Origin of the sequence: Mesorhizobium sp. B4-1-3 (assembly GCF_006439355.1) — a bacterium.
In the GTDB taxonomy this organism is placed as follows: domain Bacteria; phylum Pseudomonadota; class Alphaproteobacteria; order Rhizobiales; family Rhizobiaceae; genus Mesorhizobium.
Map to the genome: position 1 here is coordinate 339,958 of NZ_VFTG01000001.1, position 20,646 is coordinate 360,603.

The window sequence follows — 20,646 nt, forward strand, 5'->3', positions numbered from 1 at the left end:
GCCAGTTTCGCTCGGAAGCTGAATTTCAAGGAACATCAATGCAGTGGGAGCTTTGGCCTTCGGCCGGGCCGAGCGGCGGCGCGGTCAAACATTGATCAATGGCACAAACATGCAGCACAAATTTTGTGCAATGCACAAGATTGGCGCGCAAATGATCAGGCGCGTTTCTGGCCGGCGACGTAGGCGTCGATCCGGTCCGGATCGAAGATCTGGCCGTCGAAAAATCCGTCCGGGCCAAGGACAAGACTCGCGCCGGCCGAGCCGACCGGCGTCGCCGTCTTCAAGGCCCCTTCGACTTTGGCATTGGCGCCGGGCAGCGCCACGCGGAGCGGCTTCAGCGCCGAGCGATAGAGGTCGGGCCGGTAACAATCGCGCGCGATGGCGAGGTTTTGCGGCGTATGCGGCAACTGACCCCAGCGCACCATCTGCGTGTAGAACCACAGCGCATGGCTCTTCCAGGGAAAATTCGCCGCCTTGTCGAAGGGCAGGAAGAAATCCTCGACGTTCCATTCCACGCCTCCACCGAGTTGAAGGCGTCCGGTGAGTGCCGGCATCTGGATCGCCTCCGGCTGGCCGAGAAACTCAGGCCTCGCCATCAGCGCCGCAAGGTCGCCGCGGTTTGCCGGATCCTGGCACCAGCGTGCGGAGTGATGCAGTGCCCTCAGCAGTGCTGCCAGCGCGTCCGGGTTTTCTTCCGCCCAGACTTTGCGCACGCCGATCACCTTTTCCGGACTGTTGCGCCAAAGCAGCGCCTTGACCGTGACGATCTGGCCGGTGCCTGCCGCGACGGCGGCGCTGTTCCAGGGCTCGCCGACGCAATAGCCGTCGATGCGGCCGGCCGCCAATGCATCGGCCATGAAGGGCGGCGGCACAATGACGATCTCGATGTCGCGGTCGGGATCGATGCCGCAGGCGGCGAGCCAATAGCGCAGCTCGTAATTGTGCCCGGAATGCGGGTGCACGACGGCGAAGCGCAGTGGCTCGCGGCCAGCGCTCGCTCGCTCGTGGATCAAAGCGCCGAGCGCCTGCCCGGCACGCGCAGGATCGAGATCAGGCGACGCGCCATGCGCCGCGATGCCGTCCCATACGGCGTTGGAGACGGTGACGCAGTTGCCGCCGAGGCCGAGCGAAAAGGGCACGATGGTTTCGGAAGCGAGCGGCGTGAGGCCGAGGCTGCAGGCGAGCGGCATCGGGCCCAGCATATGCGCCACGTCGAAGTGGCCAATGGCGATGCGGTCGCGGATGTTGGCCCAGGACGTCTCGCGCTGCAGCTTGAGCTCGATGCCCTCGCGGGCGGCAAAGCCCATCTCGCCGGCCGCGACCAGGACGGCACTGTCGAAGAGCGGCATGAAGCCGGCGGTAATCTCATGCGTCGTGCTCATTCGCCCCCCAACGGGTCCAGCAGCCCTGCCGCCGTCACCAGGCTCTGGGCGATCTCGGCGATCTTGCGGTTCTGGTTCATGGCGGTCTTGCGGAGAAGCGCGTAGGCCGCCTCCTCGCTCAAGCCGCGCGACTTCATCAATATGCCCTTGGCCCGGTCGACGACCTTGCGGTTCTCGAGCTCGCTGCGCGCCTCCTCCAATTCGCGCGCCATGCGCGAGAAGGCGTTGAAGCGGCTGATCGCCATGTCGAGGATCGGCTTGATACGCTCCTTCTTCAGCCCATCGACCACGTAGGCGGACACGCCGGCATCGACGGCCGCCTCGATCGAGGCCCGGTCGGAGCGGTCGACGAACATGGCGATCGGCCGTTTCACCGCGCGCGAAAGCTGGAACATGTTCTCCAGCATGTCGCGGTTGGGATTTTCCAGATCGATGACGATGACGTCCGGCTCGATCTCGGCGATGCGCTTGGCGATGCCGGCCACGTCATGGACCACGGTGACTTGGCTATGCCCGGCGTCCCGCAATCCGGCCTCGATGATCGAGGCACGGATGCGGTTCTCGTCGATAACAAGGATGGTCAACGAACCGGCCAGCATGCCTCTATTGTGCAGCCGGATCGAGATTGTGCAATGCGGTAGTTTTGCGCTTTCCCTCGAGCCTCGGACCGGATGGTCGTCCGCCGGCTAAGCCGCCGAGCTGTCCTGCTCCGCGGCATTGGGATCGCCCGGCGCCGTCGCCCAGGCGAGTTCGACCAGCGTCACGGTACGGCGTCCAGCACCATCGACCTGGCAGACGATGAGCCCCTGTTCCTCGATGTAGTCGAGCAGACGGCGCGCGCGGCGCAGCGAATGCGATCCATACGCGCGCGCGATCGCCGCGTCACTCGGGCATGGCCAGCCCTCCTTGGCGGCGCGGGCGATCATCATGAACACGCCCTGCATGTCCTCCGGCAGCAGCGAGGCGCGCACGGAAACATCCCGCCACGCATCGTCCTCGGCCATGTCGGGGCCGACGCCGGCGCGGGCGCGCGTCAGCATGCGGCGGAATTCCGAAAGCTCGGGCACCACCGAGGCAAGCCCTTCGATGCGGCAGCGGACCACGAACTCCTGGTAGAGTACGCCGATGACGCGGAAGCCCGCATCAGGCTCGGCCAGGATGGCGCGCAGGATGCGGTCCATCCGTTCGCGCCGCTCGGCGAGGTCCTCGGCGCTCGGCTGCGGCTCCGCCGGCTCGGGGCGGATGTCCAGCGGTGCGGCCTTGGCCGCCATCAGTTGGTCGAGCAGGTCGGGCGAAGGCCGGCGTTGTGGCCGCACCATCTCCGGCGGCGGCGCGGCAAGAATAATTGCGCGCGCATCCTCGAGCGCAGCTCCCGGCATCGGCATCAGACGCGGCGTGCCGTTGCGCGGGCTGGTTTCGGTCTGGCCGATGCGCACGCTGAGCGGGCGGCGCGACAAGGCGGGTCCAAGCGCCATGAAGTGCCCGCGCTCCAGGTCGCGGAAAGCTTCGGCCTGGCGCCGCTCCATGCCGAGCAGGTCGGCCGCGCGCGCCATGTCGATGTCCAGAAAAGTGCGGCCCATCAGGAAGTTGGAGGCTTCCGCCGCGACGTTCTTGGCAAGCTTCGCCAGCCGCTGGGTTGCTATGATGCCGGCAAGTCCGCGCTTGCGGCCGCGGCACATCAGATTGGTCATGGCGCCCAGCGAAAGCTTGCGCGCTTCATCCGAAACCTCGCCGGCGGCGGCGGGCGCGAAGAGCTGCGCCTCGTCGACCACCACCAGCATCGGATACCAATGGTCGCGCGCGACCTCGAACAGCCCGCCGAGGAAGGCGGCGGCGCGCCGCATCTGGTTCTCGGCATCGAGCCCTTCGAGGTTGAGGACTGTCGAGACGCGATGGATGCGCGCCCGCTCGCCGGCGGCCTGCAGGCCGCGCTCGGTATGCTCCTCGGCATCGATCACCAGATGCCCGAAGCGTTCGCCAAGCGACACGAAGTCGCCTTCGGGGTCGATGATGGTCTGCTGCACCCAAGGCGCGCTCTGTTCGAGCAGCCTGCGCAGCAGATGCGACTTGCCGGAGCCCGAATTGCCCTGCACCAGCAGGCGGGTCGCCAGCAATTCCTCAAGGTCGAGGGCCGCCGGCGCGCCTGCCGTGGTCTGCCCCATCTCGATTGCAACGGTCATATTTCGACTCGGATCGTCTCCCTGCGCGCCAAGGGCTTATCAACCTGAGAGCGGAGCGTCGAGCTTGCCGGCCTCCGGCCAACCGATGTTCCACATCTAAGGGCGGGCGTCAGCCTGCCCTAGGAGCGAGCGCCAGCCGTCCCTCCGACCAGATTGGCGGCAGGATGTCGCCAATCGAACTGGTCGGACCACCATTTCGCTGGCGCAATCCAGCCATTGGCGTATCATCTTTTTATGAGAGGGTTCATGGCAGGAGGAGGCCAATGAACATCGCTGCGGAAGTGCCGGTCACAGACCTGACGGTGCAAGATCTTGTTTCGTCTGCTCTTTCGAACTTTCGCGCCGGCGACACCGTCTCTACGCGGACCATGCTCGATGCGATACGCCACGCCGACCCCGCCTGCGAGGACAGCGACGACCATCTGGTCGAGCTGATCGTCATGGCCGCCGTTGGTAAGACCATGGGCGTCATCTTCGACCACCGCTCGCCCGATGAGCGGTTGCCGCGGCTTTCCTAGGAGGCCCGGAAGGTCGGGGCGCCTCACCTGAATACCGCCAGCCCGACCTATCCTCCCAGCGGATGCGGCATGTAACCGACGAAGCCCGCGATCTTCCAGCGGCCGCCGACCTTACGGCAGAAATAGAGCGTCTGCCACCTCAGCCGGTCGACGCCGCCATCGGCCTTGGCGACCGAGCCGTCGAACTTCTTGTGCAGCACCGCGCGGTCGCCATCGACGTCGATATCGCGCATGTTGGTGACACGGAACAGCGCTTCGCGCAGCGGCTCGGCGAATTTCGTCGCCGCGGTTTCCTTGGCCTGGCGCAGCCACTCGTCGCGATAGATTTCGAGCCTCGGGAACTGCAGCCGCCAGGCATCGGCATTGCTGAGGAAATGCGCATGCATGCCGAAGAAGCTCTCGGCAATGAAATCGTCCTCGACCATCGACCAGTCCTGACCGAGGAAGGCATCGATGTCGCGCCGCACCAGCATTTCCCACAGCGCATGACGGTCGGCATCGCTTTCCGGGAACGGGTTCTTATCGAAGGTCATGCTGGATCTCCCCTCCTATATCTGCGCGGCCGGAAGCGGCGTCGATCGCAAGATGCTCAGGCTTCTGTAATAAAGCAACATGGATTTCGAAAAAATGTTGCTTTCCGACATTGGCTCTATGAGGATCGTGGCGACAGGCGTAGACGGCTATGTGACCGGTTCCCATCCGTCGACAAAAGGAGGCTCACTTGCCCAAGCAGTGCTTTGGAAAATCCCACGTTCCGCTCTCGCCCGCGGTGCGGGCCGGCGATTTCGTCTATGTCTCCGGCCAGGTGCCGGTGGGCAGCGACGGGCTGGTGGTGAAGGGCGGCATCGCCGAGCAGACCGAGCAGGTGCTGCAGAACGTCAAGGCGGCTCTAGACTTGGCGGGCTGCACCATGGACGATGTGGTGAAGACCACCGTCTGGCTGGAGGATGCGCGCGACTTCGGCACGTTCAACACCGTCTATGCAAGGCATTTCCCGAAGGATCCACCGGCGCGCACCACGGTCGAATCGCGCCTGATGATCGACATCAAGATCGAGGTCGAGGCCGTCGCATACCGGCCGCTCTAATCGCGAACACGCAGTAGCAGGGAGGGCACGGGATGCAGTTCGATCTCCTGATCAAGGGCGGACGCGTCATGAATCCCGCATCGGGCCTCAACGCGCAACGCGACGTTGCTATCGCCGATGGCCGCGTCGCTGCGATCGACGCCGCCATCGACGCCGAACATGCCGCGCAGATAGTCGACGCCAGGGACTGCATCGTCACGCCCGGCCTCGTAGACCTGCACAGCCACGTCTATTGGGGCGGCACCTCGCTCGGCGTCGATGCCGACCGGCTCGCCGCCAAGAGCGGCACCACCACCTTCATCGACGCGGGCAGCGCCGGCGCCGGGAATTTCCTGGGCTTCCGCCGCCACGTCATCGAGCGCTCGAAGGTCCGCATCCTCGCTTACGTCAACATTTCCTTCGCCGGCATTTTCGGCTTCGCCAAGACGGTGTCGGTCGGCGAGTGCGGCGACCTCAGGCTCTGCGAGCCGCGCGAGACAGTGGCTGCGGTGCGCGAGCACACCGATGTCGTCGTCGGCGTGAAAGTCCGCTCCGGCAAGCATGCCGGCGGGGCGGGCGGCATCGCGCCGGTCGACCTCGCACTCGAAGCCGCCGACAAGGTCGGCATGCCGCTGATGGCGCATATCGACGAGCCGCCGCCCGGCCGCTCGGAAGTGATGCCGAGGCTGCGGCGCGGCGACATCCTCACCCATTGCTTCCGGCCGTTCCCCAATGCGCCGGTCTTCGCCTCCGGCGCGGTGCGGCCGGATATGCGGCTGGCGCGCGAGCGCGGCGTCATCTTCGACATCGGCCACGGCATGGGCTCCTTCGACTTCGAGGTGGCGAAGGCGATGCTCGCCGAAGGCCTGACGCCCGACGTCATCTCCAGCGACGTGCATCTCTACTGCGTCGACGGCCCGGCCTTCGACATTCTCGTCTGCATGTCGAAGCTCATGGCGCTCGGCATGCCGCTGCTCGAAGTGCTGCGCGCGGCAACGGTTAATCCCGCGCGGGCGATCGCTCGGCCCGAACTCGGTGCGCTGAAAGTTGGCGGCATCGGCGATGTCGCGGTGCTGAAGCTCCAGCCGGGCCGCTTTACCTTTGTCGATGCCGTCGGCGCGTCATTGGTCGCGGATCAGCGGCTGGTCTCCAACGGCATCGTCATCGCCGGCAAATGGTGGCCGAACGAAGCGACGGATCACAACGAGACCGAGCGTTTCGAGGCGCATGCGCACCACACGCATGTGGATGTGGCGGCCAGGCATTTTGGGAAGTGATTGGCCGATCTTCCCCCAAGAGGGGGAGATCGCGCGTCACCGCCTCGCATTGCTCGGCTCGCCATAAACCGGCGTCGCAATCCCCTCCATGCGCGCCTTGAGCTGCAGCGCCACATATTTCGAGTAGAAGCGCGACAGCGCCAGATTGCCGCCGTGGAACCACAGCGCTTCCTGCGCCGTCGGTTTCCACATGTTGCGCAGCTCGCCCTGCCACGGACCGGGATCGCCCTTCACGCCGGAGCCGAGGCCCCAGCACGGGCCCACCTTGTCGGCGACCTCGCGCGAGACGATGCCCGCCACCGTCTCGTTCATCGACCGGTAGCCGGTGCAACAGACGATCGCGTCGACGGTAAGCTCGCTGCCGTCCTCGAACAGGATGCCGTTCGGCGTCAGCGACTTGATGCCGACGCCGCTCTTCACCTTGATCGCGCCGTTCAGGATCAACTCGCAGGCGCCGACGTCGATGTAATAGCCCGAGCCGGTGCGATATGCCTTCATCAACAATCCTGTTTCGTCCTCGCCGAAATCGATGGCGAAGCCGCTGGCGCTGAGACGCGTGTAGAAATCCGCGTCTCGCGCCCGGATCACATCGTAGAGCGCCCGCTGGCCCTTCGGTACCAGGGCGAACGGCGTAGAAGCCACGATCATGTCCGCTTTGTCGGTGGTGATGCCGCGCGCCAGCGCCTTCTCGGAAAAAATCTCGAAGCCGACATCCATCAGCGTGTCGGATTTCACCACGGTCGTCGGCGAACGCTGGACCATGGTGACCTTGGCGCCCGCTTCCCAGAGGTCGACGCTGACATCATGGCCCGAGCTCGCCGCGCCGATCACCGCGACGCGCTTGCCGCGAAATTTCTCGCCGGTGGAATACTGGCTGGAATGCAGGAGCTCGCCCTTGAAGCTATCGGCGCCCGGCAGCTCGATCTGCCGCGGCGGGCCGTAGGCGCCGGTGGCGAAGACGATATGCTTCGGCTTCAGCGTCATGAGCTGGCCGAGGCGGTCGACCACCACGGTCCAGACCTTCTCGGCTTCGTCATAGGCGGCGCTGATGCATTTGGTGGCGACCCAATAATTCAGCTCCATGACGCGGGTATACATTTCCAGCCAGTCGCCCATCTTGTCCTTGGGCGTGAAGACGGGCCAGTTTTCCGGGAACGGAATATAAGGCAGATGGTCGTACCAGACCGGATCGTGCAACACGAGCGAGCGATAGCGGTTGCGCCAGGAATCGCCGGCGCGCGCGTTCTTCTCGATGATGAGCGTCGGTACTCCGAGCTGCCGCAGCCGAGCGCCCAGCATGATGCCGCCCTGCCCGCCGCCGATCACCAGGCAATAGGGCTGCTCGTGCGCGCCGAGATCGCGCGCCTCGCGCGCCCGCGCTTCCGCCCAGGTCTCGCGCTTGGGATCGGCCTTGTGGCGGATGCCGAGCGGTCGGGCCGGGCCCTTTTGCTCCTCAAATCCCTTCAGCTCGCCCATCGCCGTGAACAGCGTGCGGCAGCGGCCGTCCTTGAGCCGCAGGATGCCCTCGCCGCGCGCGACCGCCGTCTCGAAGGTGAACCAGGCTTCGATCACTCCGTCGTCTATGCTCGCCTCGCCTGACAGGTGCCAATGCGACGGCTGCACCGAAGATATCGTGGCTTGCAGCATGTCGCGGATCGCGGCCTGTCCCTCCATGGTCTTGATGTTCCAGGTGAAGGTCAAAAGATCGCGCCAATAGCAATCCTCGACGAAGAGACCGGTCGCCGCCCCGATATCGCCGGCCTCAAGCGTTCGACCGAATGAGCTGAGCCAGGTAGTCGCCTGTTGCGATGGTGCGATGTCGAGCATTTTTGTCCTTCCCTCCGAATATAATCGAACGGCTGGTCGCAATTAGCGGCCTTGCCAAAACTCGCCTTGAGGTGGTCGAGATTCAGGTCAGGCCGAGTCGAAAATGGTGGGTTCCGAGAACCGGAGCGGAGCGTACTTAAAGTACGTGAGCACCGGAAGCGCAGGAAACCGCCATTTGCAGGCCGGCCTCACCTGAATATCGATCGCCTCAATCTCCCAGCGGCTCCATCTCCTTGCCTGTCCGATGGATCTGGGCGTTATATTTGATGCGGCGCACGGTCTCGCGCGCCGGGCCGTCGATCCGGTAAGCGGTCGCCACCGCCAGCAGGTCGATGGCAGCGAGGAAAGCGTAGCGCGAAGCGGTCGGCTTCAGCGTATCGGGATATTCCGGAACAGCCATCGTCAGCCGCGCGTCGCAGACGCGTGTCAGTTCGGTGTCGGGCGCCGTCACGCAGATCGCGTTGGCGCGGTAATGCTTGGCAAGCTCGACCGCTTCGATCACCTCGCGCGTGCGGCCGGTGGCCGAGATCGCGATGACCAGATCGCCCGGCTTCAGCGTCGAAGCGGTCATGCGCATCAGATACGGATCGCATTGCGCGCTGATGGTGATGCCGTAGCGGAATAGCCGGTATTGCGTCTCCTGCGCCAGCGCCGACGAGCTGCCGCCCAGGCCGAACACCGTCACCTGCCGCGCCTTGGCGATCAGCTCCGCCGCCTTTTGCAACTGTCCCGGATCGATCTGCCGCTCCGCCTCCTGCAGCGCGCGTCGCGCCTCGCCGAACACGGCGTTCCAGAACGGCATGCCGCTGTCGCTGTTCGCCGGTTGCGGCTTGGTGGCGAGATAGAGCGCGCCGACGACAAGGCTCTGCGCCAGCTTCAGCTTGAAATCGCGCACCCCATCGCACCCGATGGCGCGGCAGAAGCGGGTGACCGTCGGCTCGCTGACCCCGGCGCGCTGGGCAAGCGCGGCATTGGAAGCATCGACCGCATATTTGACGTCGTCCAGCACGACATCGGCGACGCGGCGCTCGGCCGGCCGCAGCTCCGCATAGCTGTCCTTCACTTGTGAAATGATATCGGGAATGCGCCTGACATGGTCGTGCCGGTCGCCGTCCTCGTCGGTCGTTCGCAACGCCTGGCTGTCAGCTTCGGTCATTCGCCAGTCCTCCCCAGCCCGCTTCGGGACCTGTCATCTTCGCGATTATCCGCCTGCTGGCCATAGGCAATCAACCGAAACGAGTATGTAGGAAAGTAACACGCGCCGCAAGAGATCAAAAATTCGATAAAAATCAAATGCTTATATAAAGGCTGATTGAAGCTGATTGCTCGCTCTGTCTACCGCCGCTTGACAGTAAAGTAGGATAGTTACAGACTGATTTCGCGGACAGATGGGCCTCGGGCAACGCATCGCGCAGTCTCCGAGGGGGAGCATGAGTACGGCAAGTGCAAGAACGCCGAAGCTCGGCGTACAAGCAGCGACGAAGGTGTACCAGACAGGCTCCGGCGACCTTCTGGCGCTGGATCACTGCAGCCTCGATGTGCAATCCAACGAGATCGTTTCGATCGTCGGTCCCTCGGGCTGCGGCAAGACCACACTGCTGTGGTCGATGTCGGGCCTGCATCGCCTGACAGCCGGCTCCATCCTGCTCGACGGCAAGGAGATCACTGGGCCACGCCCCGAGATCGGCATCGTCTTCCAGGAAGCGAACCTTTTGCCCTGGCGCAATCTCGACGCCAACATCAACTTCCCGTTCGAGATCAAGGGCGAGAAGCCCGATCGCGCCTGGATCGCGCATCTGCTCAACCGCGTCGGGCTTGACGGCTTCGGCGGCAAGTTCCCGCGCGAACTTTCCGGCGGCATGCAGCAGCGCGCCGCGATCGTGCGCGCCCTGGCGCTGAAGCCCTCCGTGCTTTTGATGGACGAGCCCTTCGGCGCGCTCGACAGCTTCACCCGGGAAGAAATGAACCGCCTGGTCGAGGAGATCTGGCTGGATACCAAGACCACCATCGTCTTCATCACCCACAGCATCGAGGAAGCGATCTTCCTCTCCGACCGCGTCGTGGTGCTGACCACACGGCCCGGTCGCGTCGCCAAGATCTACAACGTGCCGTTTCCGCGGCCGCGTTCGCTGGAGATCATGGCGACGAAAGAGGTCTTCGACCTCACCAACAAGATCAAGATGGACATCGTCGGCGAGCGCGTGCGGCCGAGCACGCCGGAGCGACCCTCGGCCGAAATCGTGAGGATCAGGCCGTGAGCGGGGGCGACGCCATTCCGGAATTCTCCAAGGCCAAATCCGGCGCCAAATCGGGAGACGGGCAGGAGGTCAGCCTGACCAATCTTTCGGCCTTCGCCGGCGGCCCCGGCATCAAGTCCGGCGCCGAGGTGGCGGCTATCCTTGCCGTCGCCGTGGTGATCATCGGCGGCATCGAGCTGGCGCTGCGGGTCTTCCACGTGCCGCAATACATCATGCCGCCGCCGAGCTCGATCGTTTACGCTCTCTTCGATGAGTTCCCGCTGATCGCGCCGCATCTCGGCTACACGCTGGTCGAGCTTGTCTCGGGCTTCGCCATCGGCGCCATAGTCGGCTTGGTGATGGCGGCGGTGATCACCCAGTTTCCCTTCGCCGAAAAAATCGTCGCGCCCTATATCCTCATCCTCGTCACCACGCCGATGCTGGCGCTGGTGCCGCTGCTCATCCTGCGCTTCGGCTTCGGCTACACGCCACGCATCATTGCGGTCGCTCTGGCTGCCGGCCCGATGGTGATGATCAACGCCGCGACCGGCTTCCGCCGCGTCGACAGCGCCAAGATCGCCTTGGCCCGCTCGTATGGCGCCAGCACGCTGCAGATCTTCTGGAATATCCGCGCGCCGATGGCTCTGCCGATGATCCTGGTCGGGCTGATGATCGGTGCTATCTTCGGGCTGCTCACCGCCGTCGGCGCCGAGATGGTCGGCGGCGGCTTCGGCCTCGGCAACCGGCTGACCTCCTATTCGTCGATGATCCAGATGCCGCAATTCTTCGCGGTGGTGCTGATCCTGTCGACGCTCGGCATCCTGATCTACGTGCTGTTCTTCCTGATCGGCAAGAAATGGGCGAGCTGGGAAACGTGAGCGCAAAAGGATGAGGTCGCCCGGGAGGCGGGCGAAAGGCAAGCGATCGATAAAAGGGCAATCAACAAAAGGGGAATGCCATGACCAACGAAAATCCGATCCATTCCAGTGTTCCGGCCGGCATCAGCCGCCGTTATTTCCTGCAGGTGACGGCCGCAGGTGTCGTGACCGCCACCGCGCTCGGCGCGTCCGGCCTGAAGGCGAGGGCCGCGGCCTATGAGAAATTCACCTGGATCTCGCCGCGCGGCACGCTCGAAGTGCTGGACGACTATCCCTACTGGTCTGCGAAGAAAGCCGGCTATTTCGGAGACCTCGCCACCGACATGCAGCCAGGCCCGTCCGACGGCACCGCGACGGTGAAGTTCGTCGATGTCGGCCAGGCCGACATGGGCTTCCCCTCGCCCGGCGTCTTCTCCTTTGCCATCCAGAACGGCATGAAGCTGAAGTCCGTCTTCCACATGGGCGCGCGCGACACGTTCAGCATCGCCTTCCGCAAAGGCCAGGGCACCAAGAACCTCAAGGACCTCGAGGGCAAGACCATCCTGCTCGGCTCCGCCGCCTGGCAGGCGATCGTCGATCCGCTGCTTGCGGCCCAGGGCGTCGACATCAAGAAGGTCAAATACGTCGAGGCCGGCTGGCCGACCTGGGGTACGGCGCTTGCCGGCGGCCAGGGCGACGCGGCGCTCTCCTGGGAAGGCTTGCGCGCCGAATGGATCGCCAAGGGGCTCGATTTCGAATACTGGCTCGGCGTGCAGAATTCCAAGCTGCCCGCCAACACCTTCGTCGTGCGCGCCGCCGACCTCGAGGATGCCGACAAGAAGGCCTTCCTGGAGAAATACCTGCGCGGCTGGGCGATGGGCCTCGAATTCGGCTACCAGAACCCGCGCGCCGCGGTCGAAGCGGTGTTCGAGCAGTTCCCGACTTTGGCCAAGAACCTCGGCCCCGAGCTCGGCACCACCTCGATCCTGCAGCAGATCAACGTCTTCCGCGGCGACATGGACAAGCGCGGCGGCTGGGGCTCGCACGACATGGCGAGCTGGCAGGGCTTCTTCGACGAGATCCTCAAGATCGGCCAGATCACCGCACCGGTGAAGGCCGAGGACGTCTGCACCAACGACCTGATCCCGGCCGCCAACGACTTCGACAAGGCCAAGGTCAAGGCCGACGCCGAGGGCGTGAAACTGTCGGAAGGCTTCGCCGCGCTCGACGTCGAGAAGATCAAGGCGCACCTGTTCGACTCCGCCGTCAAATAGGGCGGTCGCATTGACCGCGGGTGGCGTCTGGTGCCGCCCGCGTTACTGTTCAAAAGAGCATTAGGGAGGCTTCGATGGCCGACAAGGTGAAAATTCTGGTGGTTGGTCTGGGCAATATGGGCGCTTCGCATGCCAGCGCCTATCACCGCTCCGAAGGCTTCGAGATCGTCGGCATCATGAGCCGCACCATCAAGAGCAACAACAAGAAGATCCCGAAAGAGCTCGCCGGCTATCCGCTCTACGAGGATTTCGACCTGGCGCTGAAGGAGACCAACCCTGATGCGGTCTCGATCAACAGCTGGCCGAACACGCATGCCGAATACGCGCTGAAGGCGATCGCCGCCAACTGCCACGTGTTCATGGAAAAGCCGCTGGCCACCAACATCGCGGATGCCGAGAAGGTGGTGGCCGCGGCGCGCGCCAAGAACCGCAAGCTGGTGCTGGGCTACATCCTGCGGGTGCACCCCTCCTGGATCAAATTCATCGAGGTCGGCAAGACGCTCGGCAAGCCGCTGGTGATGCGCCTCAACCTCAACCAGCAGAGCAGCGGCACCGCCTGGCACTGGCACAAGAACCTGATCGACTCGCTGATCCCGATCGTCGACTGCGGCGTGCACTATGTCGACGTCATGTGCCAGCTGACCGGTGCCAAGCCGGTGCGCGTGCACGGCATCGGCGCCAAGCTCTGGGCCGAGGCCGACAAGCAGAATTACGGCCACTTGCACGTCACCTTCGATGACGGCTCGGTCGGCTGGTATGAGGCGGGCTGGGGTCCGATGATGAGCGAGACCGCCTATTTCGTGAAGGACGTGGTCGGCCCGAAGGGCGCCGTCTCGATCGTCGCCGGTCAGGGGGCAAGCAGCGCCAAGGACGCCGAGGAGGTGTCCGATTCCGCCGATATCGACCGCCACACCAAGACCGACGCGCTGAAGATCCACTATGCACAGGTCGACGGCGACAAGAATTTTGCCAAGCCCGACGAGATCGTCAGCATGGAGGACGAGCCCGGGCACCAGGAGCTCTGCGACCGCGAGCAGGCCTTCTTCCTGCGCGCCATCCGCGAGGATCTCGACTTGACCGAACAGATGGATGCCGCGGTCAACAGCCTGCGCATCGTGCTGGCGGCGGAGCAGAGCATCGCGGAGAAGCGCACCGTCGAGCTGGCCTAAGGTTACTCGGTCAACGGTAGCGCCAACCCCTCATCCGGCCGCTTCGCTCGGCTGACCTCTCCCCGGCGGGGAGAAGAGGGAAGCGCCCGGTGCTGACAATCTCCTCTCCCCGCCGGGGAGAGGTCAGCCGAGCGAAGCGAAGGTTGGGTGAGGGTCAGTCCGCCGGACCATTCTCAGCGTCCGACAATGGTAACGGGAGGAACACATGGCCGCGATTTCGCAGAACATGGTTGAAACCTACATGAGCTCAGATGCGCTGGCGCTCGCCGACCTGGTGAAGTGTGGCGAGGTTTCGCCGGCCGAGCTGGTCGAAGCGGCGATCACCGTGATCGAGCGCCTGAACCCGGAACTCAATGCTGTCGTCCATCGCCTTTACGACATGGCGCGCGCCCAGGCGGCGTCGGTTGACAAGAACGCGCCCTTCGCCGGCGTGCCCTATCTGCTCAAGGAGCTCGCTTCGTCCTGGACCGGCGCGCCTCTCACCAATTCCTGCCGCTACCTCAAGGACTTCGTCGCCGATTCCGACAGCGAGGTGGTGCGACGCATCAAGGCGGCGGGCCTTATCCTCGTCGGGAAGTCCAACGCGCCGGAGAATGGCTGGTCGATCACCACTGAGCCGAAACTCTACGGCACGACGAAGAACCCGTGGAAGGAAGGCATCACGCCGGGCGGCTCGAGCGGCGGCGCTGCTGCCGCGATCGCCTCGCGCATGGTCCCGATCGCCGAAGCCAGCGACGGGGCCGGCTCGATCCGCGTTCCGGCTTCCTGCTGCGGCATTGTCGGCCTGAAGCCATCGCGCGGCCGCGTCAGCCTGGCGCCCTTCGGCGATTATTGGTATGGCGGCGCCTATTTCCTCTGCTGTTCGCGAACGATCCGCGACACCGCCGCCTATCTCGACGCGGTGGCCGGCGCCCTGCCCGGCGACGCCTACACGCCACCGGTTCCCAGCGACAGTTGGCTGAACCTTTCCGCGCGTGCCCCGAAGAAATTGCGCATCGGCTTCACAGTCACGCCGCCTAACGGCACGACGATGGACCCTGAGGTCGAGGCGACCGTGCTCTCCACGATCGCCTTGCTCGAACGCCTCGGCCACGACGTCGAGCGGCACGACATGCCGCTCGACGCCGATACCGCATGGAAGACCTACACCGACATGACCTGCGTGCAGACGGCCGCGACCTTCGATTTCCTCGAAACGCTCGTCGGCCGCCCCGTCACGCCGAACGATGTCGAACCGTTGACCTGGGCGATCATCCAGCGCGGCCGCGCGACCAGCGGCATCAAGCATATTTCGGACGTCGAGCAGTTGAGGTTGATCGGCCGCGACATCGTCGGCGACCTCAACCCCTATGACATCTTCATCACCCCGACGCTGACGCAACTGCCGCGTCCGCTCGGCTATTACGACATGTCGGAAACCGATCTCGACCGCTACAACGCCAAATGGGGCGACGCGGTCTTCAACTTCCCATTCAACATCTCCGGCCTGCCGGCGATCTCGCTGCCGCTCGGCCAGTCGGCCGGCGGCGTGCCGATCGGCGTGCAGCTCGTCGGCCGTTACGGCGACGAGGCGACGGTGCTGGCGCTCTCAGCGCGGTTGGAAGAGGAGATGCCGTGGAAGGACCGGCGGCCGACGATTTAGGCGATCACCTTGTCGGGTACGGCTATCAACATCAGTTTGGGGCAGTCATCGCAAACGCTGGTTATGAGCTGAAGGCTCATGAACCTCGTCATTCCCGAGCTTCGCCCGTGGATGACGACCGCGATAGGCGTCTCAGCCAGTCGCCAAGGCATGGGGTCTGCCAACGCAGACTAACCACCCGGGTCTTCGGACGGGACCACCCAAAACCCCTATAAAATTCCTATATCTTTCCCATCCGCCCCGTCTCGAACCTTTATGGCGATCGGGTCCATATTTTCCTTCGAAAAACGCTTTGATCGCCGTCGCCGCCAAGGTGACCTGCGTCCGCGTGCAGTTTTGAGCTCGCCATCGCGAGCCGGCAGACACAAAGTGGAAACAAGGAAGACCTGCCATGGACCTCATAGTTCTCGGGATCGAGATTTTGTTCTTCGCCCTGTCCTTAGCCTACGTCAAAGCCTGCGACATCATCTGAGCGGAAAGGCCGGATAATGCTTCTCGACTACATCCTCGGCGCCGCGGTGACCTTGTTCCTGCTTGCCTATCTCACGTATGCGCTGATCCGCCCAGAGCGCTTCTAACCGGTACGCGGAGAGCCCATCATGACCATAAATGGCTGGATACAGATCCTCTTCTATTGCGGGATCTTGGCTTTGCTCGTGAAGCCGCTCGGCTTCTACATGTACCGCGTCTTCAGCGGCGACCGAACCTTTCTGTCGCCGTTGCTCGTTCCGATCGAGCACGGTCTCTACCGTCTCGCCGGAACCAGCGAGAAGGAAGAACAGCACTGGGCCGTCTACGCGACCGGCATGCTGCTCTTCAACCTGGCCGGCCTCCTGGTGCTTTATGCCCTGCAGCGATTTCAGGGCGTGCTGCCCTACAATCCCGCCGGGATGAGCGCGGTAGACCCTCAGCTTGCCTTCAACACCGCCGCCAGCTTCGTCACCAACACCAATTGGCAGAACTACGCCGGCGAAAGCACGATGTCGTATCTCGTGCAGATGGCCGGCCTCACCGTGCAGAATTTCGTCTCTGCTGCCACCGGCATTGCCATCGCGATCGCCCTGATCCGCGGTTTCGCCCGCGCCTCGGGCAAATCGATCGGCAATTTCTGGGTCGATCTGACCCGCTGCACGCTCTACATCCTCTTGCCGCTCTGCATCGTGCTGACGCTCGCCTATGTGTGGCTCGGCATACCACAGACGCTTGGGTCCTATGCCGACGCCACCACGCTGGAAGGCGCCAAGCAGATCATCGCGCTTGGACCGGTCGCCTCGCAGGTCGCCATTAAGATGCTCGGCACCAATGGCGGCGGATTCTTCAACGCCAACGCTGCACATCCATTCGAGAATCCGGACGCGATCTCGAACCTGATCCAGATGCTGTCGATCTTCGCGCTCGGCGCCGGCCTAACCAACTTCTTCGGCCGCATGGTCGGCAGCGAGCGCAAGGGCTGGGCTATCTTGGCCTCGATGGGCACGCTGTTCCTCGTCGGCGTCACCGTCTGCTACTGGGCCGAGGCCGCCGGCAACCCGCTGGTCCATGCGCTCGGCATCGACGGCGGCAACATGGAAGGCAAGGAGACGCGCTTCGGCATCGCCGCGTCGGCGCTTTTCGCCGTCATCACTACGGCTGCTTCCTGCGGCGCTGTCAACGCCATGCACGATAGCTTCACCGCGCTTGGTGGCATGATCCCACTGATCAACATGCAGCTCGGCGAAGTCATCGTTGGCGGCGTCGGCGCCGGCTTCTACGGCATCCTGATGTTCGTCGTCGTCGCCGTCTTCGTCGCCGGCCTGATGGTCGGCCGCACGCCGGAATATCTCGGCAAGAAGATCGAGGCCAAGGAGATCAAGATGGCGATGCTCGCCATCCTCTGCTTGCCGCTGGCGATGCTGGTCTTCACGGCCATCGCGGTGGTCCTGCCGAGCGCCGTCGCTTCGATGGCCAATGGCGGCCCGCACGGCTTCACCGAGGTGCTCTATGCCTATACTTCGGCGGCCGCGAACAACGGCTCGGCCTTCGGCGGCCTCACCGGCAACACGCCCTGGTACAACATCACGCTGGGCGTCGGCATGCTGACGGGCCGCTTCCTGGTCATCATCCCGGCTTTGGCCATCGCCGGCTCGCTCGCCGCCAAGAAGACCGTGCCTGCCTCCGCCGGCACCTTCCCGACCGACGGCGTGCTGTTCGTCGGCCTGCTGGTCGGCGTCATCATCATCGTCGGCGGCCTCACCTTCTTCCCGTCGCTCGCTGTCGGCCCGATCGTCGAGCACCTGGCGATGATCCATGGACAGACCTTCTGAGATGACCATACCCCGCTTCAACGACATACGTCGCGACGATCATCACCAGGCCGGTGACGGAGCGCCCGACGACGGAAGGGACGAGAAGCCTCGTCCTTTCCCGACGCTTTCAACCTTTCTCGGCATGGCGGCCGCGCTGCTCGTGCTGTGGCTGCTGGCCGTCGGCCTTCCGCACCTGTTTCCCAGGACCGAACACCCGGGGCCGTCCAACATAGCCGATACTGGAGCCCAAAAATGAGCCAGTCCAAATCCGCTGTTATTATGGATGCGCGCATCCTGGTGCCCGCCATCGGCGACGCCTTCCGCAAGCTTGATCCGCGCACGCTGGTCCGCAATCCGGTGATGTTCGTCGTGGCGGTCGTCTCGCTGCTCACCACTGTTCTTTTCATCCGCGACCTGGTCGCCGGCAGCGGCGACCTCGGCTTCACCTTGCAGATCATCATCTGGCTGTGGTTCACCGTGCTGTTCGCCAATTTCGCCGAGGCCGTTGCCGAAGGCCGTGGCAAGGCGCAGGCCGACTCGCTGCGCAAGGCACGCACCGAGACCCAGGCCAAGCTGCTCGCCAACGGCGATCGCACCAAATTCAAGCTGGTGCCGGGCACCAGCCTGAAGGTCGGCGATGTCGTGCTGGTCGAGGCCGGCGACATCATCCCCTCTGACGGCGAGGTGATCGAGGGCGTGGCTTCCGTCAACGAGGCGGCGATCACCGGTGAATCCGCGCCCGTCATCCGCGAATCCGGCGGCGACCGTTCGGCCGTCACCGGCGGTACGCAGGTGCTGTCGGACTGGATCCGCGTGCGCATCTCGGCCGCTTCCGGCCACACTTTCCTCGACCGCATGATCTCGCTGGTCGAAGGCGCGGAGCGCCAGAAGACGCCGAACGAGATCGTGCTCAACATCCTGCTGGTCGGCATGACGTTGATCTTCGTGCTGGCGACCGCAACCATCCCGAGCTTCGCCTCCTATTCGGGCGGCTACATCCCGGTGACGATCCTCGTCGCGCTGTTCGTCACGCTGATCCCAACCACGATCGGCGCGCTGCTGTCGGCCATCGGCATCGCCGGCATGGACCGCCTGGTGCGCTTCAACGTGCTCGCCATGTCCGGCCGCGCCGTCGAGGCCGCCGGCGACGTCGACACGCTTCTCCTCGACAAGACCGGCACCATCACGCTCGGCAACCGCCAGGCGACCGAGCTCCTTCCGGTCAAGGGCGTCACCGAGCAGGAGCTGGCCGACGCCGCCCAGCTTGCTTCGCTGGCCGACGAGACGCCGGAAGGCCGCTCGATCGTCGTGCTGGCCAAGGAGAAATACGGCATCCGCGCCCGCGACATGGCGACCTTGCACGCGACCTTCGTGCCCTTCACTGCGCAGACCCGCATGAGCGGCGTCGACATCGACGGCTCGTCGGTGCGCAAGGGCGCCGTCGATGCGGTGCTCAATCACGTCAACCAGACGACCGTCGCCGCCCATGGCGCGCATCCGACGACCGAAACGATCCGCGACCTGCAGGCGATCACCGACGAGATCGCCAAGGCCGGCGGCACGCCGCTGGCTGTCGAACGCGACGGCCGGCTGCTCGGCGTCGTTCACCTCAAGGACATCGTCAAGGGCGGCATCGCAGAGCGTTTCGCCGAGCTGCGCAAGATGGGCATCCGCACCGTGATGATCACCGGCGACAATCCGCTCACCGCCGCGGCGATCGCCGCCGAAGCCGGCGTGGACGACTTCCTCGCCCAGGCGACCCCGGAGAACAAGTTGTCGCTGATCCGCGAGGAGCAGGCCAAGGGCAAGCTGGTCGCCATGTGCGGCGACGGCACCAACGACGCGCCGGCGCTGGCCCAGGCCGACGTCGGCGTCGCCATGAACACCGGCACGGTCGCCGCGCGCGAGGCCGGCAACATGGTCGACCTCGACAGCGACCCGACCAAGCTGATCGAGATCGTCGAGATCGGCAAGGCGCTGTTGATGACGCGCGGTTCGCTGACCACCTTCTCGATCGCCAACGACGTCGCCAAATACTTCGCCATCATCCCGGCGATGTTCGCGGTCTTCTACGTCGCGCCCGGCCAGTCCACCGGTCCGCTGCAGGCGCTCAACATCATGCATCTGGCAACGACGCAGAGCGCCATTCTGTCGGCCATCATCTTTAACGCGCTGATCATCATCGCGCTGATCCCGCTATCGCTGAAAGGCGTGAAATACCGCGCCATCGGCGCGGGCTCGCTGCTCACCCGCAATCTGCTGATCTATGGCCTCGGCGGCATCGTCGTGCCGTTCGTCGGCATCAAGGCGATCGACCTGATCGTCACGGCCCTAGGCCTCGCATAAGGATTTGCCCCGATGTTCAAGCAACTCAGACCCGCCTTTGTCATGATCGTCTTCTTCACCGTGCTGACCGGCCTCGTCTATCCGATCGGCATGACCGGCATAGCCCAGGCGCTGTTTCCTAACCAGGCCAATGGCAGCCTTATCGAAAAGGATGGCAAGGTGATCGGCTCCAGCCTGATCGGCCAGGCTTTCGCCGGCGACCGCTATTTCCACGGCCGGCCGTCGGCGGCCGGTGACGGTTACAACGCCGCCTCCTCCGGCGGCTCGAATCTCGGCCCTACCAATCCCAAGCTCATCGACCGCATCAAGGGCGACGTCGAGAAGCTGAAAGCCGAAAACCCGAACGCACCGGTGCCGATGAACCTCGTCACCACTTCGGGCAGCGGCCTCGATCCCGACATCAGCCCCGATGCCGCCTATTTCCAGGTGCCGCGCGTCGCAAAGGCCCGCGGCGCGGACGAGGCCAAGGTGAAGGCGCTCGTCGACAGCCATGTCGAGGATCGCGAGCTCGGCGTCCTTGGCGAGCCGACGGTCAATGTGCTGGCGCTGAACCTGGCGTTGGATGACCTGAAGTAATCTGCTCCGC

Annotated in this window: 19 protein-coding genes; 13 read left to right on the forward strand and 6 right to left on the reverse strand. The window is 64.4% G+C overall.

The window, feature by feature from the left end; genetic code table 11:
- Positions 1-155: 155 nt before the first annotated feature.
- The 3 genes from FJW06_RS01635 to FJW06_RS01645 all read right to left on the reverse strand — a co-directional run bounded on the left by FJW06_RS01635 (position 156) and on the right by FJW06_RS01645 (position 3,562).
- Positions 156-1,382, reverse strand: coding sequence for a CmpA/NrtA family ABC transporter substrate-binding protein (locus FJW06_RS01635; RefSeq protein ID WP_140746985.1), 1,227 nt, complete (start codon positions 1,380-1,382; stop codon positions 156-158).
- Entirely contained in the window at positions 1,379-1,981 is a 603-nt protein-coding gene (locus tag FJW06_RS01640) for an ANTAR domain-containing response regulator (protein ID WP_140746988.1), read from the reverse strand. Before FJW06_RS01640 ends, FJW06_RS01635 begins: the two co-directional genes overlap by 4 nt.
- An 87-nt stretch (positions 1,982-2,068) precedes the next feature.
- Complete coding sequence (locus FJW06_RS01645; RefSeq protein WP_140746991.1) at positions 2,069-3,562, reverse strand: ATP-binding protein; 1,494 nt, start codon at positions 3,560-3,562, stop codon at positions 2,069-2,071.
- A 263-nt stretch (positions 3,563-3,825) separates the two neighbouring features.
- On the opposite strand from FJW06_RS01645, the gene FJW06_RS01650 reads away from it, so the two are divergent.
- Positions 3,826-4,080, forward strand: coding sequence for a hypothetical protein (locus FJW06_RS01650; RefSeq protein WP_140746994.1), 255 nt, complete (start codon positions 3,826-3,828; stop codon positions 4,078-4,080).
- A 47-nt stretch (positions 4,081-4,127) separates the two neighbouring features.
- Here FJW06_RS01650 and FJW06_RS01655 read toward each other — a convergent pair whose 3' ends face one another.
- Positions 4,128-4,613, reverse strand: a complete 486-nt coding sequence (locus tag FJW06_RS01655; RefSeq protein WP_140746997.1) for a hypothetical protein — start codon at positions 4,611-4,613, stop codon at positions 4,128-4,130.
- A 188-nt stretch (positions 4,614-4,801) separates the two neighbouring features.
- Between FJW06_RS01655 and FJW06_RS01660 the strand changes: the two genes are divergently transcribed.
- Together FJW06_RS01660 and FJW06_RS01665 are read left to right on the forward strand one after the other, a co-directional pair.
- Complete coding sequence (locus FJW06_RS01660) at positions 4,802-5,167, forward strand: RidA family protein (RefSeq protein WP_140747000.1); 366 nt, start codon at positions 4,802-4,804, stop codon at positions 5,165-5,167.
- 32 nt (positions 5,168-5,199) lie between these two features.
- Positions 5,200-6,423 (forward strand): amidohydrolase/deacetylase family metallohydrolase, encoded by a 1,224-nt coding sequence (locus tag FJW06_RS01665; protein WP_140747004.1) that lies wholly within the window; start codon positions 5,200-5,202, stop codon positions 6,421-6,423.
- Positions 6,424-6,459: 36 nt separating this feature from the next.
- Here the strand turns inward: FJW06_RS01665 and FJW06_RS01670 are convergent, their stop codons facing one another.
- Complete coding sequence (locus FJW06_RS01670) at positions 6,460-8,250, reverse strand: NAD(P)/FAD-dependent oxidoreductase (protein WP_140747007.1); 1,791 nt, start codon at positions 8,248-8,250, stop codon at positions 6,460-6,462.
- A 208-nt stretch (positions 8,251-8,458) separates the two neighbouring features.
- On the reverse strand, positions 8,459-9,406 hold the full coding sequence (locus FJW06_RS01675) for a MurR/RpiR family transcriptional regulator (RefSeq protein ID WP_140747010.1): 948 nt from the start codon (positions 9,404-9,406) through the stop codon (positions 8,459-8,461).
- Positions 9,407-9,680: 274 nt separating this feature from the next.
- Here FJW06_RS01675 and FJW06_RS01680 point away from each other — a divergent pair, with 274 nt between their 5' ends.
- The 10 genes from FJW06_RS01680 (at position 9,681) to kdpC (ending at position 20,636) form a co-directional block, all read left to right on the forward strand.
- The gene (locus tag FJW06_RS01680; protein ID WP_140747013.1) at positions 9,681-10,508 is read left to right on the forward strand and encodes an ABC transporter ATP-binding protein; all 828 of its coding nucleotides are present in this window, start codon (positions 9,681-9,683) and stop codon (positions 10,506-10,508) included.
- The gene (locus FJW06_RS01685) at positions 10,505-11,365 is read left to right on the forward strand and encodes an ABC transporter permease (protein WP_140747017.1); all 861 of its coding nucleotides are present in this window, start codon (positions 10,505-10,507) and stop codon (positions 11,363-11,365) included. Before FJW06_RS01680 ends, FJW06_RS01685 begins: the two co-directional genes overlap by 4 nt.
- A gap of 80 nt (positions 11,366-11,445) precedes the next feature.
- Positions 11,446-12,618, forward strand: coding sequence for an ABC transporter substrate-binding protein (locus FJW06_RS01690; protein WP_140747022.1), 1,173 nt, complete (start codon positions 11,446-11,448; stop codon positions 12,616-12,618).
- A 74-nt stretch (positions 12,619-12,692) separates the two neighbouring features.
- Entirely contained in the window at positions 12,693-13,787 is a 1,095-nt protein-coding gene (locus FJW06_RS01695) for a Gfo/Idh/MocA family oxidoreductase (RefSeq protein ID WP_140747025.1), read from the forward strand.
- Positions 13,788-13,992: 205 nt separating this feature from the next.
- Positions 13,993-15,429, forward strand: a complete 1,437-nt coding sequence (locus FJW06_RS01700; protein ID WP_140747028.1) for an amidase — start codon at positions 13,993-13,995, stop codon at positions 15,427-15,429.
- Between the two features lie 488 nt (positions 15,430-15,917).
- Positions 15,918-16,007, forward strand: a complete 90-nt coding sequence (locus FJW06_RS01705; protein WP_140747031.1) for a K(+)-transporting ATPase subunit F — start codon at positions 15,918-15,920, stop codon at positions 16,005-16,007.
- Positions 16,008-16,028: 21 nt separating this feature from the next.
- Positions 16,029-17,732 carry a potassium-transporting ATPase subunit KdpA gene (kdpA, locus tag FJW06_RS01710; protein ID WP_140747034.1) on the forward strand — a complete coding sequence of 568 codons (1,704 nt, stop codon included), beginning with the start codon at positions 16,029-16,031 and terminating at the stop codon, positions 17,730-17,732.
- A 1-nt stretch (position 17,733) separates the two neighbouring features.
- Positions 17,734-17,970, forward strand: a complete 237-nt coding sequence (locus tag FJW06_RS01715; RefSeq protein ID WP_246674495.1) for a hypothetical protein — start codon at positions 17,734-17,736, stop codon at positions 17,968-17,970.
- Entirely contained in the window at positions 17,967-20,060 is a 2,094-nt protein-coding gene (kdpB, locus tag FJW06_RS01720) for a potassium-transporting ATPase subunit KdpB (RefSeq protein WP_140747038.1), read from the forward strand. The genes FJW06_RS01715 and kdpB overlap by 4 nt, the downstream gene beginning before the upstream one ends.
- Positions 20,061-20,072: 12 nt before the next feature.
- Positions 20,073-20,636, forward strand: coding sequence for a potassium-transporting ATPase subunit KdpC (gene kdpC / locus FJW06_RS01725; RefSeq protein ID WP_140747041.1), 564 nt, complete (start codon positions 20,073-20,075; stop codon positions 20,634-20,636).
- Positions 20,637-20,646: the final 10 nt, after the last annotated feature.

Excerpts from the sequence above, each read along its gene's own strand:
- kdpC (WP_140747041.1), top strand. The coding sequence starts at position 20,073 with ATGTTCAAGCAACTCAGACCCGCCTTTGTCATGATCGTCTTCTTCACC.
- FJW06_RS01650 (WP_140746994.1), top strand. The coding sequence starts at position 3,826 with ATGAACATCGCTGCGGAAGTGCCGGTCACAGACCTGACGGTGCAAGAT.
- FJW06_RS01675 (WP_140747010.1), bottom strand. The coding sequence starts at position 9,406 with ATGACCGAAGCTGACAGCCAGGCGTTGCGAACGACCGACGAGGACGGC.
- FJW06_RS01635 (WP_140746985.1), bottom strand. The coding sequence starts at position 1,382 with ATGAGCACGACGCATGAGATTACCGCCGGCTTCATGCCGCTCTTCGAC.
- FJW06_RS01695 (WP_140747025.1), top strand. The coding sequence starts at position 12,693 with ATGGCCGACAAGGTGAAAATTCTGGTGGTTGGTCTGGGCAATATGGGC.
- FJW06_RS01640 (WP_140746988.1), bottom strand. The coding sequence starts at position 1,981 with ATGCTGGCCGGTTCGTTGACCATCCTTGTTATCGACGAGAACCGCATC.
- FJW06_RS01700 (WP_140747028.1), top strand. The coding sequence starts at position 13,993 with ATGGCCGCGATTTCGCAGAACATGGTTGAAACCTACATGAGCTCAGAT.
- FJW06_RS01655 (WP_140746997.1), bottom strand. The coding sequence starts at position 4,613 with ATGACCTTCGATAAGAACCCGTTCCCGGAAAGCGATGCCGACCGTCAT.
- FJW06_RS01715 (WP_246674495.1), top strand. The coding sequence starts at position 17,734 with ATGACCATACCCCGCTTCAACGACATACGTCGCGACGATCATCACCAG.
- FJW06_RS01705 (WP_140747031.1), top strand. The coding sequence starts at position 15,918 with ATGCTTCTCGACTACATCCTCGGCGCCGCGGTGACCTTGTTCCTGCTT.
- FJW06_RS01665 (WP_140747004.1), top strand. The coding sequence starts at position 5,200 with ATGCAGTTCGATCTCCTGATCAAGGGCGGACGCGTCATGAATCCCGCA.
- kdpA (WP_140747034.1), top strand. The coding sequence starts at position 16,029 with ATGACCATAAATGGCTGGATACAGATCCTCTTCTATTGCGGGATCTTG.
- kdpB (WP_140747038.1), top strand. The coding sequence starts at position 17,967 with ATGAGCCAGTCCAAATCCGCTGTTATTATGGATGCGCGCATCCTGGTG.
- FJW06_RS01680 (WP_140747013.1), top strand. The coding sequence starts at position 9,681 with ATGAGTACGGCAAGTGCAAGAACGCCGAAGCTCGGCGTACAAGCAGCG.
- FJW06_RS01645 (WP_140746991.1), bottom strand. The coding sequence starts at position 3,562 with ATGACCGTTGCAATCGAGATGGGGCAGACCACGGCAGGCGCGCCGGCG.
- FJW06_RS01690 (WP_140747022.1), top strand. The coding sequence starts at position 11,446 with ATGACCAACGAAAATCCGATCCATTCCAGTGTTCCGGCCGGCATCAGC.
- FJW06_RS01670 (WP_140747007.1), bottom strand. The coding sequence starts at position 8,250 with ATGCTCGACATCGCACCATCGCAACAGGCGACTACCTGGCTCAGCTCA.